Source organism: Streptomyces sp. NPDC002499 (assembly GCF_053595415.1).
Window position 1 is genome coordinate 677,699 of the sequence record NZ_JBSFXO010000003.1, and the last position, 17,061, is coordinate 694,759.

15 protein-coding genes are annotated in these 17,061 nt (G+C 71.4%); 7 read left to right on the forward strand and 8 right to left on the reverse strand.

The annotated features are described in order from the left end of the window. The first annotated feature begins 52 nt into the window (after positions 1-52). From ACWD5F_RS10890 to ACWD5F_RS10905, 4 genes are all read left to right on the forward strand, one after another. A complete protein-coding gene (locus ACWD5F_RS10890; protein ID WP_451253116.1) occupies positions 53-1,096 on the forward strand; it encodes a rhamnogalacturonan acetylesterase in 1,044 nt (347 codons plus the stop codon). Between the two features lie 233 nt (positions 1,097-1,329). Next, positions 1,330-3,021 carry a DUF2264 domain-containing protein gene (locus tag ACWD5F_RS10895; protein ID WP_451253118.1) on the forward strand — a complete coding sequence of 564 codons (1,692 nt, stop codon included), beginning with the start codon at positions 1,330-1,332 and terminating at the stop codon, positions 3,019-3,021. 120 nt (positions 3,022-3,141) lie between these two features. Further along, positions 3,142-3,510, forward strand: a complete 369-nt coding sequence (locus ACWD5F_RS10900; RefSeq protein WP_451253120.1) for a VOC family protein — start codon at positions 3,142-3,144, stop codon at positions 3,508-3,510. Between the two features lie 106 nt (positions 3,511-3,616). Further along, positions 3,617-4,045 (forward strand): NUDIX hydrolase, encoded by a 429-nt coding sequence (locus ACWD5F_RS10905; protein WP_123996856.1) that lies wholly within the window; start codon positions 3,617-3,619, stop codon positions 4,043-4,045. Between the two features lie 39 nt (positions 4,046-4,084). Here ACWD5F_RS10905 and ACWD5F_RS10910 read toward each other — a convergent pair whose 3' ends face one another. From ACWD5F_RS10910 to ACWD5F_RS10920, 3 genes are all read right to left on the reverse strand, one after another. After that, complete coding sequence (locus tag ACWD5F_RS10910) at positions 4,085-4,816, reverse strand: hypothetical protein (protein ID WP_451253122.1); 732 nt, start codon at positions 4,814-4,816, stop codon at positions 4,085-4,087. Positions 4,817-4,856: 40 nt separating this feature from the next. Further along, the gene (locus ACWD5F_RS10915; RefSeq protein ID WP_451253124.1) at positions 4,857-6,239 is read right to left on the reverse strand and encodes a hypothetical protein; all 1,383 of its coding nucleotides are present in this window, start codon (positions 6,237-6,239) and stop codon (positions 4,857-4,859) included. A gap of 111 nt (positions 6,240-6,350) precedes the next feature. Then, positions 6,351-6,932, reverse strand: coding sequence for a TetR-like C-terminal domain-containing protein (locus tag ACWD5F_RS10920; protein WP_451253126.1), 582 nt, complete (start codon positions 6,930-6,932; stop codon positions 6,351-6,353). Between the two features lie 272 nt (positions 6,933-7,204). On the opposite strand from ACWD5F_RS10920, the gene ACWD5F_RS10925 reads away from it, so the two are divergent. The 3 genes from ACWD5F_RS10925 (at position 7,205) to ACWD5F_RS10935 (ending at position 10,352) form a co-directional block, all read left to right on the forward strand. Beyond that, positions 7,205-8,950 (forward strand): PHP domain-containing protein, encoded by a 1,746-nt coding sequence (locus ACWD5F_RS10925; protein WP_451253128.1) that lies wholly within the window; start codon positions 7,205-7,207, stop codon positions 8,948-8,950. Further along, complete coding sequence (locus tag ACWD5F_RS10930) at positions 8,947-9,462, forward strand: hypothetical protein (protein ID WP_451253130.1); 516 nt, start codon at positions 8,947-8,949, stop codon at positions 9,460-9,462. Before ACWD5F_RS10925 ends, ACWD5F_RS10930 begins: the two co-directional genes overlap by 4 nt. Positions 9,463-9,875: 413 nt before the next feature. After that, positions 9,876-10,352 carry a hypothetical protein gene (locus ACWD5F_RS10935; protein WP_451253132.1) on the forward strand — a complete coding sequence of 159 codons (477 nt, stop codon included), beginning with the start codon at positions 9,876-9,878 and terminating at the stop codon, positions 10,350-10,352. 31 nt (positions 10,353-10,383) lie between these two features. Here the strand turns inward: ACWD5F_RS10935 and ACWD5F_RS10940 are convergent, their stop codons facing one another. From ACWD5F_RS10940 to ACWD5F_RS10960, 5 genes are read right to left on the reverse strand one after another with little or no spacing between them, the layout of a single operon-like run. Further along, a complete protein-coding gene (locus ACWD5F_RS10940; protein WP_451253134.1) occupies positions 10,384-11,184 on the reverse strand; it encodes an ABC transporter permease in 801 nt (266 codons plus the stop codon). 5 nt (positions 11,185-11,189) lie between these two features. After that, positions 11,190-11,993 (reverse strand): ABC transporter permease, encoded by an 804-nt coding sequence (locus tag ACWD5F_RS10945; RefSeq protein ID WP_401717489.1) that lies wholly within the window; start codon positions 11,991-11,993, stop codon positions 11,190-11,192. Between the two features lies 1 nt (position 11,994). Further along, the gene (locus ACWD5F_RS10950; RefSeq protein WP_401717492.1) at positions 11,995-12,996 is read right to left on the reverse strand and encodes an ABC transporter ATP-binding protein; all 1,002 of its coding nucleotides are present in this window, start codon (positions 12,994-12,996) and stop codon (positions 11,995-11,997) included. Further along, complete coding sequence (locus ACWD5F_RS10955; RefSeq protein ID WP_451253200.1) at positions 12,993-14,162, reverse strand: MFS transporter; 1,170 nt, start codon at positions 14,160-14,162, stop codon at positions 12,993-12,995. Before ACWD5F_RS10955 ends, ACWD5F_RS10950 begins: the two co-directional genes overlap by 4 nt. Positions 14,163-14,176: 14 nt before the next feature. Then, positions 14,177-17,053 carry a glycoside hydrolase family 2 TIM barrel-domain containing protein gene (locus ACWD5F_RS10960; RefSeq protein ID WP_451253137.1) on the reverse strand — a complete coding sequence of 959 codons (2,877 nt, stop codon included), beginning with the start codon at positions 17,051-17,053 and terminating at the stop codon, positions 14,177-14,179. Positions 17,054-17,061: the final 8 nt, after the last annotated feature.

A 17,061-nucleotide genomic window follows, 5' to 3' on the forward strand; every position in this document is an offset into this window, starting at 1 on the left:
CAGAGCGGTACGGTCCACCGCCAGGCCTTGTCGTCGGACGGAGGAGCCACGGATGAGACGTTTCAACATCGCCCTGCTGGCCGCGGTGACCCTGAGCACCGCCCTGTCGACCGCACCCGCACAGGCCCACGACCGCACGCCCCCGCTCGGTATCGCCAACTGCACCGCGACCGCCTGCCACTTCGACGTCCCGCCCGGCACCTACGACGTCACGGTCCGCCTCGGCGGCGAGGCGGCGGCGAGTACGGCCGTCACCGGTGAGACCCGGCGCTCCCTGCTCCCCGAAACGGCCACCGCCGCCGGGCGGACCGTGACCCGCGGCTTCACCGTGAACGTCCGCACCCCGGAGGGCGAACCGACCGGCCCCGACGGCACGCCAGGGCTCGACCTCGTCCTCGGCGGCACGGCCCCGGCCCTCGCCGACATCCGCGTCACGCCCGCCCGGCACGCCCGGCAGATCCTCCTGGTCGGCGACTCCACCGTCTGCGACCAGCCCGGCGACCCCTACTCCGGCTGGGGCCAACAGCTGCCCCAATACCTGCGCGCGGGCCTGTCCGTGGCCAACTACGCGGACTCCGGCGAGAGTACGGTCACCTACCTGGGGAACCCGCAACTGTGGGGCACGGTGCGGCCGTTGATCCGCCCCGGCGACCTCGTCCTGATCCAGCTCGCCCACAATGACAAGACGACCGACGAGGCGACGTACCGTGCCAACTTGGAGACACTGGTGGCGGGCGTACGGGAGAAGGGTGGACGGCCGGTGCTGGTGACACCCATCGTGCGGCGCTGGTTCAATGCGGACGGCACCCTGAACAACGACACCGCGCTTCTGGTCAACGGGCTCGGCGTGAACCATCCTGCCGTCATCCGCTCGATAGCGGACGAACAGGACGTTCCGCTGATCGATCTGACGGCCAGGACGAAGACTCTGGTCGAATCCCTCGGCGTGGAGGGCTCCAAGGCGATCTACTTGTACAACGAGAAGAGAGACAACACCCACACCTCCGTGCACGGCGCCACCGTGTACGCGGGCCTGGTGCGCGACGAACTTGTCGCACGGCATCTGGTGCCCGCGGCCCTGGTGCGGGTGGGATGAACCCTGGGGCGTCCCGACCGGAACCGGGGCGCCCCAGGCCTCGACCGCCGCTCCCGCGCGGCGAGTCCCGGTGCGGCGCGCAGGGCCCGAGTGCGAGGCCCTGCGCGCGGAGCCGTGGTGAGGACCGCCGTGGAGAGCCGTAGTCGAGAACCTTCGTAGAGAACCGCCGTAGCGAGCCGTAGTCGAGATCCGCCGTAGAGATCCGTCGTCAAGAGCCGTCGTAGAGAGAGCCGATGCAGCTGCCCGCCGAAGACCGCGCCCTCAGCCCGCGCACCGGCTACACCCGCGCCCACTGGGAGGCCGCCGCCGACGCCCTGCTCGCGGCGGTCGAGCCGTACGCGGTCGAGGGCGGTGCGCTCTACGACCTCCCCGGCGAGCACACCAGTTGGTCCGGTCGCCTCTCCGACGGCCTTGAGGGGTACGCCCGTACGCTGCTCCTTGCGGCCTTCCGCCGGGACGAGACGGCCCTGGAGCGGTATGCCGACGGACTCGCGGCCGGCGTGGCGGGCGTCTGGCCCCGCATCGAGGACCGCAGTCAGCCCCTGGTCGAGGCGGCGTCGATCGCCCTCGCCCTGCGCCTGACCCGCCCCCTGCTGTGGGACCGGCTCGACGAGGGCGTGCGGCAGCGGGCGGCGGCCTGGCTCGGCGACGCCCTGACCTCCGAACCCTGGCCCTGCAACTGGGAGTTGTTCCCGGTCACCGTCGGCGGCTTCCTCCAGGAGATCGGCCACGAGCCCGACGAGTCCCGCAAGGCGATCGACCGCGGTCTGGAACGCATCGAGGACTGGTACGTCGGCGACGGCTGGTACACCGACGGCGACGGCCGCAAGTTCGACTACTACAACGGCTGGGCGATGCACCTCTACCCGGTGCTGCACGCCTGGCTGGCCGACGACCCCCGCCTGCTCGCCCACTACGGCGACCGCCTCTCCCGCCATCTCGCCGACTACGCCCGCCTGTTCGGCGCCGACGGCGCCCCCATGCACCAGGGCCGCTCCCTCACCTACCGCTTCGCGACGACGGCCCCGCTGTGGCTGGGCGCGCTGGCCGGCCGTACGCCGTTGCCGCCGGGGGAGACACGGCGGCTGGCGTCGGGCGCGCTGAAGTACTTCCTGGACCGGGGCGCGGTGGACGACCGGGGCCTGCTGACCCTCGGCTGGCACGGCCCCAACTCAGCCCTCCTGCAAGGCTATTCGGGCCCCGCCTCCCCGTACTGGGCCAGCAAGGGCTTCCTCGGCCTGCTCCTCCCACCGGACCACGAGGTGTGGACGGCACCGGAGGAACCGGGCCCGGCGGAACGAACGGACGCGGTGACTCCGGTCCGCCCCGCCAACTGGCTCCTCCAGTCCACGAGTTCGGACGGCCTGGTCCGCCTCCACAACCACGGCAGCGAGGACGTCCGCTACGACCCGTACTACACGCGGCTCGCGTACTCGACGTCGACGGAACCTTCGTCGTCGTACGACAACAGCGTGATCGTGGCCGAGGATCCGAGCCGCACGCAGATCGAACCCCTGGGTGTGGGCGAGGGCTGGGTGGCATCCCGGCATGTCGCGGGTGGGGGAGCTCGGGTGACCAGCGTGGTGCTGGCTCGGGGGGCTGTGGAGGTGCGGGCGTATTCGGTCGCGGGCGCCGAGCCCGGGACGGCGATCCAGGTCACCGGGTGGGCGGCGGACCGGGACGGCGTACGGGCCGAACTGCGCCCCGCCTTCGGCCTGTCCGACGCTCTCACCGGGGTGGCAGGGGACGGGGACACGCTGTTCGTCGCGTTGGCGCGGTTGACCGGGGAGACGGATGCCGGGCCGTTGGAGGAGACCGTGAGCGTGCGGGCTGACGGGCCCGGGGAGTTGGCGGTGCGCTGGGCGGACGGGCCTGACGTGCGGGTTCGGCTGGACGGGACCGGGGCCGAGATCGTCGTCGTATAGCCGCGTCGGGCACGACGCTCCCGTCGACGCGCTCCCACCACGCCCCAGGTCGCCGCCCGATGATCAAAAGGTTGCCGCACGCGTTGCCCCGATCCGCCCTCGCCGCCGAGAATCCCTCCCATGACCTCCGCCATCCGCCACGTGACCATCGACTGCGCCGACGCCTACGCGGTCGCCCACTTCTGGTCCCGGGTTCTGGACCTCCCGCTCGCCGAGGAGGACCGGCCCGGTGACGAGGAGGCGCTCATCGAGGACGCGGGTCTGCTCTTCGTCACCGTTCCCGAGCGCAAGACGGTCAAGAACCGCGTGCACTTCGACCTTCAGCCCGACGACCGCACCCGAGACGAGGAGGTCCAACGCCTTCTCGCTCTCGGCGCCACGGTCCTCGACGACCAGCGCACGGGGGACGGCGCGGGGTGGGTCGTTCTGGCCGATCCGGAGGGAAACGAGTTCTGTGTGGAGCGGAGTGCGGCGGAGCGGGGGTACTGAGGGAGCGAGCTGTCTCACAGCGCTCCGATGGGCCATCCTGGTAGAGTCGAGACTTTCTTGGGTATCAAAACCTTTGGACTCATCACCGGCGAGGGACCGAGGAACCATGGACATGGAGATCCCCGGCGACAGGCGCCTCGCGGCGGCCGTCGTGATGGACGACGACGACCGGGTGCTGCTCGTGCGCCGGAGCGAGAAGGAACGGTTCCTGCCACGGGTGTGGGGTGTTCCCTGCGGCAAGCTGGAGCCGGGGGAGAGTCCCGAGGCCGGTGTGCTGCGCGAGCTCAAGGAAGAGACGGGGCTGCGCGGCGAGATCGTCGCCCGGATCGGCGAGTCCTCCTTCGTGAGCGAGTACCGCGGGCACGAGATCAAGAACTGGCAGCAGAACTTCCGCGTGCGATTGCTGTCCGACCCCGGCGAGATCAAGCTCCCCGAGGCCGACCAGGACAGCAAGTGGCTCAGTCTGCAACGGCTGACCGAGGTCGACATCGACGACTACAACCTCGACGTCGTCCGCCAGGCCTTCTCGTACTGACGTATCGCCGCCTTCTCGTACCGACCTATCGCGCGCTCCTCACGCGGTCCTGAGCAGCTCTGCCAACCCCCGCAGCGCCCCCAGATACTCCTCCGCGTCCAACGGCACCTTCGGCACCGCCCCCGGATGAGGTCCCGCCGACGTGAACACGTCGGTGTGCTCCCGGCGTTCGCTGCCCGTCTCCAGGAACAGCGTCACCGTCGGCCCGTCCGTCTCGCACCAGGCGCGGTGCAGGGTGTGTGCGGGAAGGGCGTAGGAACTGCCCGCCGCGTACTGGCCCACGTGGGTCAGCCGCAGCCGCGCCGGACCGGTCGGCTCCAGCAGCCAGTCCGCCGAACCATGGTCGAGGGACTCCTCGTAGCGGGCGGCCGCGAAACCGTCCCCGTCGCCGCGCTCGACCTCGTACAACTCCATCGCGAGCCGGCCAAGCACGATGTACGAGGCCAGCGGTGAGCGGTGGTTGTGGATGTCCTCCTCGCCGACCGCGCCCGATCCCCGGTGCCACAGATGGGCGCGGAGCATATGGCGCGGTCCGCCGTCGATCAGCAGGAGTTTGTCGAAGCCGAGGACATGGCGGTACGACAGCCGGGCGCACTGTTCGGGATCGCCCTCGCCGCAGGCGAGTTCGGCGATCAGCTCCAACAGCCGTTCCCGCATGCCCAGTTCGGCCACGACCGAGCGGGCCGCGGCGGCCAGCCGGCGTTCCGACAGCTCCCCGTCCAGCGTCTCGGTCAGTAATCGCCGTGCCGCCAGAACCTGCCGACCGCCCATGCACTCCTCCTCAACGACCGCCCCCGTGCGCAGAGTTCGGTCAACTGGTCTCTTCCTGCCGATATACCCATACGGCATGTGCGCGCAGTGCCGACAGCCCTTGGTAGGTCATCCACATCGGATGGCGCAGTTCGTTGTTCTCGATCCGCCCCCAGGACCAGATGCCGTCGGTCTGCGCGGCCCACACCGTGGCGGCGGCGTGCTCCAGCAGTTCCCGCCACGCCGTTTCCAGGCCGTCCTGCTCGGCGACCTCCCTGGCCCCCGGGGTCATCAGCGCGCGCAGGGTCCAGGAGGCGGTGAAGTGCCTTACGTTCAGCACCTCGTGGCGGGAGGGGTCGTCCGGGCGGGGCCGGCGCACCTCCTCGCGCAGGTTCCGCAGATCCTGGGCCGGGTCAGGGCAGGCCAGCAGCCAGCGGACGCCGTCCTCGCGGGCTGCCTTGGCGGCGGTGCCCTCGCCGAGGATCTTGGCGGTGCGGTCCAGGGCGACCACGGCCTGCGCGGTGTGCAGCGCGGAGGGCAGTCCGTACGGCGGGTCGAGCCGGTAGCTCCAGCAGCGCAGGTGGTCGCGGCGCGGGTCGCTGACGGCGCCGTCGACGAGGGACTCGCGCAGCCGGGGCAGGATGTCGGAGTGGGGCGCGGCGCGCAGCAGTCCGCGCAGCACGGTCGTCACGACGTGGGTCGACTCCCGTCCGGGGCGGTCGAGTTCATGGGTGAAACCGGCCGTGCACCGGCCCACCTCCGCCGCGACCCGTTCGCTGGACGCGCCCGCGCGGGCCAGTACGCCCAGGACGAGTGCCGTGATCTCGGGCCGGGGGTCGGTCCCCTGTGAGCGTGCCGACCAGCCGCCGCCGGGCAGCCGCAGCCGCCACAGGGTGTCCACCAGGTCGCCGGTGCTCAGCCGCCCGTCGGGCACTCCGAGGTCGAGCATGATGTGCAGGCCGTACGCGGTGCCCAGCGCGGTGGGGCGGGACGGGGCGCTCTCGCCGAGGGAGTGCGTCCAGCCGGTGAGCAGGCCGCGGGCCGGGTCGTCGACGACGGACACCTGGGTGACGAGGGCGTGGTGGGCGGCGGCGAAGATCTGGGGGAGCGGGCCGGGCGCGCTCGGGGCGGGTGGCGCGGGGGCAGCGGGGCCGGCGTCCGCCCGGCCCGCCGCCGCTCGGGCCCGGACCAGTGCCGCCGCCAGCCAGGCCGCCGCGGCCGTGCCGATCCCGCTGACCCCGGAGATCAGATACCTGGCCGCGTCCCCGCCGAGCGAGTCGGGCAGCAGACCGAACAGGAACTGGAACACCACGTACCCGGCGGTCGCGCAGCCGAGACTGCCCAGCCAACCCACGAAGCGCGCGGCCTCACTTGGGCCGCCCGGTTCCGGAGCGGTGCTGTCGTCGGATCTCAAGGGACCGCGTCCCAGCTGCTGTTGAGACAAGGCGCGCTCCCTCCCCCGGGGCGGCACGTGACCATCGCGAAGATTCCAGTCTAAGTGGTCAACGGGACGGCTGTGGCATCGACCGGAAGCGCCCCCTCGACATGGTGAACTTCAGCGGTTCGCCTGCTCCCGCGGCCAGTTCTCCAGTGCGATGTGCAACGCCGCCACGGCCTTGTCCCACGACCTCCGGACATCGCGCGGGGCGCCGAAACCGCCGCCGGCCTCCAGGGCGCAGTAGCCGTGGAAGGTGGCGCGCAACAGGCGGACGGCGTCGGTGAGATCGGGTTCTTCGAGACCGTAGGCGCGGAGCATGCCGTAGGTGATCTCGGCGGTGCGGCGGAAGGCGGGGGTGTCGGCGATGAGGTCCTGGTCGATCCGCAGCTGCGTGGCGGCATAGCGGCCCGGCCGCTCCAGGGCGTACTCCCGGTAGGCGTCGGCGAAGGCGGTCAGCGCGTCCTTGCCGGCCCGGCCGGCCACGGCTTCGGCGATGCGGTCGATCAACTCGCCGCCGGCCAGGAGCGCGACGCGGGTGCGCAGATCCTGGGCGTTCCTGACATGGACGTACAGGCTCGCGTCCTTCACCCCGAACCGGCGGGCCAGCGCGGACAGGGTGACGTTCTCGAAGCCGACCTCGTCGGCGAGGTCGGCCGCTGCCGCGACGACACGCTCGGTGGTGAGCCCGGCTCGGGCCATGCGTCACTCCCTGTGAACCTAGGAATCCCAGGCCGGAGCCTACTGGGTGCAGGTCATATCGGGCTCAAGGCGCATCCGGCCCACGTCATCTCGTCCGGGACGAGGGAGAGTTGAGGCAAAAGGTAAGAGAGAGGTGAGACGCCGTGCGGGAGACTCCCGGCGATCACCCCGCGGTCGTCAGGCGTTCATCTCCCCCCTCAATTCTCCTCACGCGACGTGGTCGCGTCGCGGAAGGCAGCCGCTCGGTCAGGCAGCGGCATCGGGAGGGTTCCATGGGGCACGGGCACATACACGGACCGCACGGCCACGGGCATGACCACGGTCATGACCACGGGCACGGTCACTCGCACGACGGGGCGACGGCTCCGCTGCCCGCCGCCTTCGACACCTCGGTGCCCGACGAGGCCCTGTCGCCCGAGCAGTCCTCGCGTCGCGCGATGCTGCGCCGCGCGGGTCTCCTCGGTGCGGGTCTCGCCGCCGGGAGCGTGATGGCGGGCGCCGCGGGTGCCGTGCCCGCGTACGCGTCGTCCGCCTCTTCCGCCTCCAACTCCCGCCGCAAGAACGGCTTCCTGTGGCTGGCCGGCGACCACCACATCCACACGCAGTACAGCAGCGACGGCAAGTACCGCGTCGTCGACCAGGTCCGCCAGGGTGCCCGGCACGGCCTGGACTGGATGGTCATCACCGACCACGGCAGCGTGGCGCACGCCAAGATCGGCGTGGACAAGGTGAACCCGGACATCCGCGCCGCCCGTGACGCCTACGACGACACCCTCGTCTTCCAGGGTCTGGAGTGGAACATCCCGGGCGCCGAGCACGGCACGGTGTTCGTGCACCCCGGCGCGAACGAGGTCTCCGTCCTCAAGCAGTTCGAGAACGACTACGACGGCAGCGTCAAGAACGCCTCCGGCTCCTCGCCCGCCAACGAGGCCCTCGCGGTCGCGGGGCTCGCCTTCCTCGGCGACCAGGTCAAGCGGCGCAAGGTCAAGGACGCGCTGATGCTCGCCAACCACCCGGCGCGGCGCGGTGTCGACTCCCCGCACGAGATCCGCGCCTGGCGCGACGCGACCTCCGCGGACCACCAGATCGCCGTCGGCTTCGAGGGCGCGCCCGGCCACCAGGCGGCCGGTCTGCCCGCGCCGCTCGGCATGGGCCGGGCCCGCGGCATCTACGACAACAACCCCAGCGTCGACTCCTTCGCCGGCTACCCGCTGGAGAGCTACCGCACCTGGGGCGGCTTCGACTGGATGACCGCCACGGTCGGCGGCCTCTGGGACAGCCTGCTCGCCGAGGGCCGGCCCTGGTGGATCACCGCCAACTCCGACTCGCACCAGATCTACGCCGACACCGCGGCGCGCGGCACCGGCGGCAACTTCGACGCCGACGGCCGCCACCCCGACCCGGTCTACAACGGCCAGATCGACGTCACCCAGGGCGACTTCTGGCCCGGCCACTACAGCCGCACGCACGTCGGCTCCGACGGCTTCTCCTACGGCGCGGTCATGGACGGCATCCGGGCCGGCCGTGTCTGGGTCGACCACGGCCAGCTGATCAGCGGCCTCGACGCGCGGCTGTCGGGCGGCAACCGCTGGGCCACGCTGGGCGGCGCGCTGCATGTCCGCAAGGGCACGCGCGTCACCCTCACCGTGGACGTGGCGCTGGCCGGCGGGCCCAACTGGGCGGGCTTCCTGCCGAAGTTGGCCCGCGTCGACGTCATCCAGGGCGATGTGACGGGCCCGGTCGCGGACAAGGACACCTTCACCGCGCCGACCGCCAAGGTCGTCAAGACGTACGAGGTGAACAAGTCCACCGGCACGGTCCGGCTCAGCTACGACCTCGGCCGTGTCGACACCCCGCGCTACGTGCGGCTGCGCGGCAGCGACGGCAACCGGTCCGCCGTCGGCGCGCTGGGCGCGGCGGTCGACCCGGCCGGTCCGGCGATCGACGTCGTCGGCTCCGCCGACCCGTGGCTCGACCTGTGGTTCTACTCCAACCCGGTGTGGGTCCTGCCCTCGTGACCTCGTACGCCCTCACGGTGGACGCCGGCCTGCGCGACCTCCCCGCCGCCGACCACCTGCTCCACACGCTGGCCGCCGAACTCGCCCTCCCCGAGGGCGTGTTCGGCTGCACGCACCTGATCCGCGACGACCGCCCACGGGTCGCCGTGTCCCTCACCCTGCCCTCGGAGCCACTCCTGCGCACCGCCCTGGAGCGGCTCACGGGGGCGGGCCACGAGGTGACCCCGGGCACCCCGGACGACCTGGGCCGCGCGGTCCTCTTCCCCGGCGCCGCGACCCTCACCGGCACCGTGACGCTCGCGGACCTGCTGTCCGCCACCGCGATCGACCGGGTCACGGTCCTGGGCACCCCCGGCCAACCCGCCCCGGACACCCGCCTGGTGACACGGGATCACGTCCGCCCGCAGTGGACACCGTCCGGGGAACTGGTCCTCACCGCGATGCCGGCGGCGGGCGACACCCTCGTCCCGTTCGAGGTACCGGATCCGACGCCTTGCTGTGCGGATCACTGACAGCTCGGTCACCGGCTCGGCAGGTGTGGTTCGCGTCGAAGACGATGCGCGCCGCAGGCCGGATGGGCGCGGGAGCTGAGCAGTGGGGCCTGGCCGTGTGCGGTGGGGGGCCACACCCGGGGCGGATCCGGATCGGTGAGTAGGCAAGTGACGGTGGGTTCCGGACCGGGCGTCACGGCCGAGACCTGACGTCCTCTCAGGACGCCTCGTTGTCGCGCCGGTTGGTGCTGCCGACACTCGCGGAATGGGTAGCAAATGCGGTGCGGCGACGCTGAAGCGGACGTTGTCGTAGGCGAGTGCGCGAATCCGGCCTGCGGTGCTATCAGCACCCCGGGCGAGCGGCGCTCTCGGCTCCTGGCTCGGTTCCCAGGTCCGCTGCCCCGGACCGCGAGCCGAGGCGAGTGCCGCCCGGCGTGGCGGAGTGGTGCGCCGAACTGCTCAGGGAGCCAGCGCTGGACGTGATCGCCGCGCATGCCGCCGAGTACGCCACGGAGCGGGTATGGCGGGACCTCGTGCGGCAGCATCGACGGCCCGGCGGGTGCGACGAGCTCGCCGCGGCTGCCCGCGAACTGCTCGCCATGCGCCGGACCGTCCGCGACAGCATGACCGCGGCGACACCGGGGCCCCACCGCGACACGTTCGTGGTCGACTTCATCGGCGAGGTACTGAGCCACGTCGTCATGCTTCCCGTTGCCTCCCAACTCGCCGTCGCAGCACGCGGACTGCAGATCGCAGGCATCTGCGTGTGTGCGCTTGCCGGTGATCTCGACACCTGCGCATGCCTTGCCGACATCCTCAGGGCCGAGACCGAGGAACAGGTCAAGTCGCTGGTGACCGGTGCCATGGAGGACTGGCGGGACCTCCCTCGCCGTATGGGAGACAGCCTCTAGCAGCCCTGGGCCCCACCACCCACCGGCGCCGTCACCCGTTCACCCCCGTGTAGTGGTTCAGGCTCCAGCGCCACAGGACCCGCCCCGCCAGATACGCGACCAGGCCCAGCAGCGGGGACGCCGCCGCCAGCCAGTACGGCGTTCCGGTGGAGTGGCCGTGGCCCGTGAGGACCGCCGCCGGGAAGTAGGCGACGAACGCGAGCGGGAGGCCGTAGGTGAGGAAGTTGCCCACCGCCCGGGGCAGGACGTTGAGCGGGTAGCTGCCGAAGGTGCCGAGGAGTTCCTCCAGCCAGCGGCCCCAGTAGTCCGCGGCCGGGAAGCGCAGGGACGCGGCCGCCACCACCGTGAACAGCGCCGCCTCCAGGAGCATCCCGCCGAGCACGGCCGCGATCAGGTACGAGATCCGGCCCGCCGTCCAGTCCAGGTCGCTGCGGCTGATCGCGCCCACCATCAGGCCGGTCGCCACGGTCAGGTCGCCGATCGCGTTGGTCGGGAAGTACTGGAGCTGGATCTGGCGGTAGACCGGCATCGGGCGGAGCAGGTAGGCGTCGATCTTGCCTTCCTGGATGTGCCGGCCGAGGCCGTGCACCCGGCCCAGAAGCAGCACGAACAGGCCGTGCGCCAGCATCCGGGTGGCCGGGATGAGCAGCACGTCCGAGCTGTCCCAGCCGCCCATCCCGGTGAACCGGGTCAGCAGCACGGTCGCGAAGACGATCACCGAGACCTGCCAGATCGCGCCGATCGCGATCATCATCAGGAACTCGGTGCGGTACTCCAGCTGGGCACGGAAGTTGAGACGCGTGATGCGCCACATGATCCGGACGGCGTTCATGGGCCTCAACCTCCCTGGGAGACGACACGGCGGGCGGCCCGCCGCCACAGGAACCGGGTGAGCAGGCCGAGGATGACGACCCAGGCCGCCTGCAAGGCGAGTTGGGCGCCCGCGTCGGACAGCGGGATACGGCCCACGTACAGCGAGAGCGGGACGCTGAGCGTGGCCTGGAAGGGCAGGAAGGCGCTCAGGGTGAGGAACCAGTCGGGGAAGAACCACAGCGGCGCGTACACCCCGGACAGCAGGTTCTGCGCGAAGATCAGGATCATGATCGCGGCGTCGTTGCGCAGGGTCCAGAAGCACAACTGGTCGATGAGCAGCATGACGTAGTGCAGCACCCACTGGCCTAGCAACAGGCTGAGCGCGAACACCCCGGTCACGGCCGCCGACTTGGGCGGCTCGACGACCCCTGCCGCCAGGCAGATCACGTATCCGATGAACGCCCAGGCGAATCCGTACAGTTGCTCGCCCAGCGCCCGCAGCGCGTAGTAGCGGTGCGGCGGGAGCGGGCGCAGGTACCAGTAGACGATCGTGCCGTAGTGCAGGTGCTGCACGACCGTGTCGCGGGCCGCGTACTGGTCCAACTCCCGCAGCCGGGAGGCGAGTACGGCCAGCACCGCGTACGTCACCGCCTGGTCGCGGGTCAGCCCGGCCGTCGTGCCGGTGTGCGCGTACAGGCCGTGCCACAGGGACGCGACCAGCACGATCTGCACGGTCAGCCGCAGCACGGCCGCGGTGATCCGGGGCGGTGTGTACAGCTCGCCGAGCGGGGTGACGCGCATCGCGCGCCAGGCGTACAGGCTCGCCATGTCAGACCGCCTCGGCCCGGGCCTGCACGTACGCCGCCCGCATCACGTCCTCCAGGTCCGCCTCGTCGACGGCGACGCCGGTCACCTCGTACCGCTCGATGACCAGCTTCAGCGCCGTGTGGACCGTCGGCGCGGCCGGCCCGTCGGGGCCGAAGACCACCTGCGGGCCGTCCCGGCGCACCAGCGCGATGCCGGGGAGCGGGCCGACCGGTGTGTGCGGGTCGGCCAGCGTCGCCCGCACCTGCCACGTCGAGCCGAACCGCTGGCGGATCTCGTCGAGCGTGCCGTCGAGCACCAGCCGCCCGTGGTTGATCAGCACCACCCGCTCGGCCAGCCGCTCGACCTCCGTCATGTCGTGCGTGGTGAGCAGGACCGTACGCCCGCGCTCCTCCACCTGGTGCCGCAGGAACTCCCGCACCTGCTCCTTCACCACCACGTCCATGCCGATGGTCGGCTCGTCGAGGAAGACGACCATCGGGTCGTGCAGCAGCGCGGCGGCCAGGTCGCAGCGCACCCGTTGGCCGAGGGAGAGATGGCGGACGCGGGTGTCCCAGAAGGCGGACAGTTCGAGGATGTCGTCGAACTCCCGCAGCCGGGCCGCGTGTTCGGCCCTGGGCACCTCGTAGATGTCCCGCAGGATCGCGAACGACTCCCGCACCGGCAGGTCCCACCACAGCTGAGTGCGCTGCCCGAACACCGCGCCGATGTTACGGGCGTTGCGTTCCCGTTCCTGGTAGGGCACCACACCCGCGACCCGGGCCTCGCCGGAGGTGGGCGTGAGGATGCCGGTGAGCATCTTGATGGCGGTGGACTTGCCGGCGCCGTTCGGGCCCAGCAGGGCGAGGAGTTCGCCCTGGGCCACGTCGAAGGTGATGTCGGAGACGGCGTGTTTGACGGCCCGCTCCGGATCGACCAGGGAGCGGAGCGCGCCCGTGAAACCCGGGCGGCGGACGGTGGTGTGGAAGGTGCGGGACAGCCCGCGGACCTCGATGCTGCCGATCACTCGACGAACCTCCGGGTGAGCTGGATCAGCCAGACGGTGGCCGCTAGCGAAGCGGCGGAGAGCGCGGCAAGCAGCCAGGGGACCGCGTGGATGCCCCAGGCCTCGATGCCCACGCCCAGCAGTGGCGGCGCTGCCACTCCGCCGATCATCGACGCGGCGATGACCCAGGCACCGGCACGCTTCGCCTGGGGAAGCGCCCTGTTCAGCCAGGGCAGGCCGGTCGGGAAGACCGGCGCGATGAACAACCCAACACCCGCGTACGCCACGGGCGCCACTCCTTTTATCAGCGCCAGGAGCAGGCACACCGTCATGCCGGTCGCGCAGATCGTCAGGATGCGCTCGGGGGAGTACTTGAGGGCGAGCGGTACGACGAGGAAGCGGCCCACCGTCATCATCAGCCAGTACACGGAGGTCGCCGAGGCGGCCGCCGTCGCGCTGTGGCCGACGGTCTCCAGATGGGTGGGTTCCCAGCCGCCGACACCCAGCTCCACAGCCACATTGAGGATGTAGAGGGCGAGAAAACCGACGAGGACACGGGAGAGACCGAGGCCGGGACCGGGACCGGATGCCGTCCCGGCGGCCGGCGCTGTCCCGTCGACCACCTTCGTGCGTACGCCACTTGAGCCCGGCACGATCAGCGCCGCCGCCAGCACCGCACACGCCCCGAAGGCGTACGGGTACGCGTCAGGACCCAGCCACGCCACCACCGCCGGACCGAGCACCGCCCCGATGCCGAAGTGGGCGTTCAGGACGTTCAGCATGGCCGTGGAGCGGTCGCCGAAGCCGGCCGCGAACAGCAGGTTGAGGCCGTAGTCGATCCCGCCGAAGCCGAGCCCGCCCAGGAAGGCGGCGGCCAGCGCGAGCGGCCAGTTCGGGGCGAGCGCGAAACCCGCCGCGCCCAGCGCCATCAGGACGTAACTCACCGAAAGCAGCGTTCTGTTGCTGATCCGGGAGTGGATCGCGTTGAAGACGAGGACGCCGGCGACACCGCCCGTGAAGTGCAGGCTCAGACCGAGCCCCGCAGCCGACGGGGACAGCCCGAACTCCGCGCGCAGGCCCGGCACGGACGGGCCGTACAGCGACTGGAACATGCCGATGAGGACGAAACCGACGCAGGACGCGGCCGCGGCCGGCCGGGTGAAGAGCCGGCCGGCCGCGGGGGCTATGAGGCCCCTGTCGCTTAACTGGGTTCCGAGAACACGAAGGAGAACTCGGCGGGCTCCGCACGCAGGTAGTACTGCGGCAGCGGGCCCGGACCGCAGGACTGCGAGCCGATGCCGTGCAGCCCGTGGTCGAGGTTCACCCACACCGTGTCACCGGGCGTGAGATCCGGGAGGTGGGTGGCCGCCGCCAACTGCTCGGTGGTCCAGCGCCGGGCGGTGAAGGAGAACTCCGGGTCGCCGTCGATCCGCAGCCCGCCGATCTCCGCCCACCGGACGTCGGCCCGTGCGCCGTTCTCCTGCGGCCGCACGTACGGCGTCTGGAGCTCGTCGACGGTCGCGTCCCAACGGGCGAGCCGCGAGGCCGACTTGGTGTCCGGGTAGCCCTCGCCAGGACCGCCGCCGAACCACCGCACCCGGTCCGCCGAACCGTCGATCCCGAAGCGCACGCCGAGCCGCGGCAGCGGCACCGTCCAGTCGCCCTCGGGCCCCACGGACACCGTCAGCCGCAGCCGGTCGCCGTCCGAGGTCCAGCGGTACACCGTGCTCAGGCCCACCTCCCAGGCAGCCGGCGCGACCCGGGTGCGCACGGTCAGCGCGTCCTCGCCGACCTCCACCGCGTCCAGCCGGTGCCGCATGCGGTGCAGGCCGAACTTGCGCCACAGCAGCCCGTAGCGCGTGTCCGACTGCCACTCGGCGCCGTCGTCGTTGTCCGTCGGGGCCCGCCACACGTCCAGCCGCAGGCCGGTCACGTGCACCCCGCCGATCGTGCGCAGGTCGCCGGTGCGGGCGTCGAAGGTGGCCGGGCCGAGGGTGATCAGCCGTTCCCCGACGACAGGCGCGTCGGACGCGGCGACCGCGGGCAACGGCCGTGTGGCGACGGCCACTTGGCCCCACGCCACCTCGTGCCCCTTCGGCGCCCACAGGGTGTCCTCGGCGAGCACCGCCCGTACCGTCCACCCTGTCTCGGCGCCCCGGCCGTCCGGCGCCCCGGGCAGCTTGACGTCCGCGGACTCGCCGGCCGCGAGCTCAGGCACGGACAGACTGCCCAACTCGACCGTTTCGCCGTCCACTTGGTAAGACCACTCAAACGCGAACGCGGACAGATCGGCGAAGTCCTGCTTGTTCGTGATCCGTACGGTGCCGTCCGAACCGTCGCCCTCGATGCCGACCGGCTCGATGACCTTCTTGAACTCGACGAGCCCGGGGGAGGGTTGCCGGTCCGGGAAGACGAGACCGTCGCAGACGAAGTTGCCGTCGTGCAGCTCCTCGCCGAAGTCGCCGCCGTAGGCGAAGCCGTACCGCTCGTCCTTGATGCCGTGGTCGATCCACTCCCAGATGAAGCCGCCCTGGAGCCGCTCGTGCGCCTCGAACAGCCGCTGGTAGTCGGCGATCCCGCCGGGACCGTTGCCCATGGCGTGCCCGTACTCGCAGAGGATGAAGGGGAGCCCGCGCCGCTTGTGCGTACCCCCGTCCAACTCCCGCCCGATCCGGTCGACTTCCTCGTGGAAGGCGTACATCCGCGAGTACATGTCGGTGTCACGGCAGTCGATGTCGCCCTCGTAGTGCACGAGCCGTGAGCGGTCACGGTCGTGGATCCACTCGGCCATCGCGGTCAGTCCACGACCGGTGCCTGCCTCGTTGCCCAGCGACCAGATGACGACCGAGGGGTGGTTCTTGTCCCGCTCGACCATGCGGGCCGCGCGGTCGAGGAGGGCCGGGGTCCAGCGGTCGTCGTCGACGGGGTTGTCGCGCCAGGCCTGCTCCACGAAGCCGTGGGTCTCCAGGTCGCACTCGTCGATCACCCACAGCCCGTACTCGTCGCACAGGTCGAGGAAGGCCGGGTGCGGCGGGTAGTGCGAGGTGCGGACGGCGTTGAGGTTGTGCCGCTTCATCAGCAGCACGTCCGCGCGCATGGTCTCCAGGTCGAGGGCGCGGCCCTGCTCGGGGTGCCACTCGTGCCGGTTGACTCCCTTGAACAGCAGGGGAGTTCCGTTGACCTTGATCAGCCCGTCCTCCAGCACGACGGTACGGAAACCGACGCGCAGCGGCACCCGCTCGCCCTCGGTGACCAGCTCACCGTCGTACAGCACCGGGCTCTCGGCGGTCCACGGCCGCACCGGCACCGTGACCGTCTCCCCCGTCGCGACATCGATGTCCAGGCCGGGTACGGACACCCGTCCGTCGACGTCGGAGTCGACGCGCAGGGTGCCCTCGCCGCTGACATGGTCGTAGGAGGCGTGCACGAAGTGGTCGAGGACGGAGCCCGCCGGGCGGTGCAGCAGCGTCACGTCACGGAAGATGCCGGGCAGCCACCACTGGTCCTGGTCCTCCAGGTAGGAGCCGGCCGACCACTGGTGCACGCGGACGGCGAGCACGTTGCCGCTCGGCCTGAGCAGATGGCCGACCGCGAACTCGTGCGGCAGCCGGGAGCCCTTGAACTCGCCGATGTCCGTGCCGTTGAGCCAGACCCGGGCACAGGACTCGACGCCGTCGAAGCGCAGCACGACCCCGCCCTCGGACAGGTCCGGCCAGTCCGCGGGCAGGTCGAAGACGCGCAGGTGGTCGCCGGTCGGGTTCTCCGTCGGCACGTGCGGCGGGTCGACCGGGAAGGGGTAGAGGTGGTTGGTGTAGATGGGCGAGCCGAACGCGCCGTCGCCCTGGAGGACCCAGTGACCGGGGACCTGGACCTCGGCCCAGTCCCCGGCGTCGAACCCGGGCTCGGCGAACGCGTCGTCCTCGGCGTCGGCGGTCGCCGACACCCGCAGGCTCCACGCGCCGTTCAGGGAGAGGGACGCGGCGTCCGAGGACGCGTACCAGGCGCGGGGCGGGAGGGCGCCGTTGCCGGGCGACACGTCCTCGACGTACTCGACGGCCGTTGTTGTGCGGAAAGACATCGGACTCC

What these genes read in the sequence shown, in the direction of transcription:
- ACWD5F_RS10890 (WP_451253116.1), top strand. Translation starts at nt 53, where the DNA reads ATGAGACGTTTCAACATCGCCCTGCTGGCCGCGGTGACCCTGAGCACC.
- ACWD5F_RS10895 (WP_451253118.1), top strand. Translation starts at nt 1,330, where the DNA reads ATGCAGCTGCCCGCCGAAGACCGCGCCCTCAGCCCGCGCACCGGCTAC.
- ACWD5F_RS10900 (WP_451253120.1), top strand. Translation starts at nt 3,142, where the DNA reads ATGACCTCCGCCATCCGCCACGTGACCATCGACTGCGCCGACGCCTAC.
- ACWD5F_RS10905 (WP_123996856.1), top strand. Translation starts at nt 3,617, where the DNA reads ATGGACATGGAGATCCCCGGCGACAGGCGCCTCGCGGCGGCCGTCGTG.
- ACWD5F_RS10910 (WP_451253122.1), bottom strand. Translation starts at nt 4,816, where the DNA reads ATGGGCGGTCGGCAGGTTCTGGCGGCACGGCGATTACTGACCGAGACG.
- ACWD5F_RS10920 (WP_451253126.1), bottom strand. Translation starts at nt 6,932, where the DNA reads ATGGCCCGAGCCGGGCTCACCACCGAGCGTGTCGTCGCGGCAGCGGCC.
- ACWD5F_RS10925 (WP_451253128.1), top strand. Translation starts at nt 7,205, where the DNA reads ATGGGGCACGGGCACATACACGGACCGCACGGCCACGGGCATGACCAC.
- ACWD5F_RS10940 (WP_451253134.1), bottom strand. Translation starts at nt 11,184, where the DNA reads ATGAACGCCGTCCGGATCATGTGGCGCATCACGCGTCTCAACTTCCGT.
- ACWD5F_RS10945 (WP_401717489.1), bottom strand. Translation starts at nt 11,993, where the DNA reads ATGGCGAGCCTGTACGCCTGGCGCGCGATGCGCGTCACCCCGCTCGGC.
- ACWD5F_RS10960 (WP_451253137.1), bottom strand. Translation starts at nt 17,053, where the DNA reads ATGTCTTTCCGCACAACAACGGCCGTCGAGTACGTCGAGGACGTGTCG.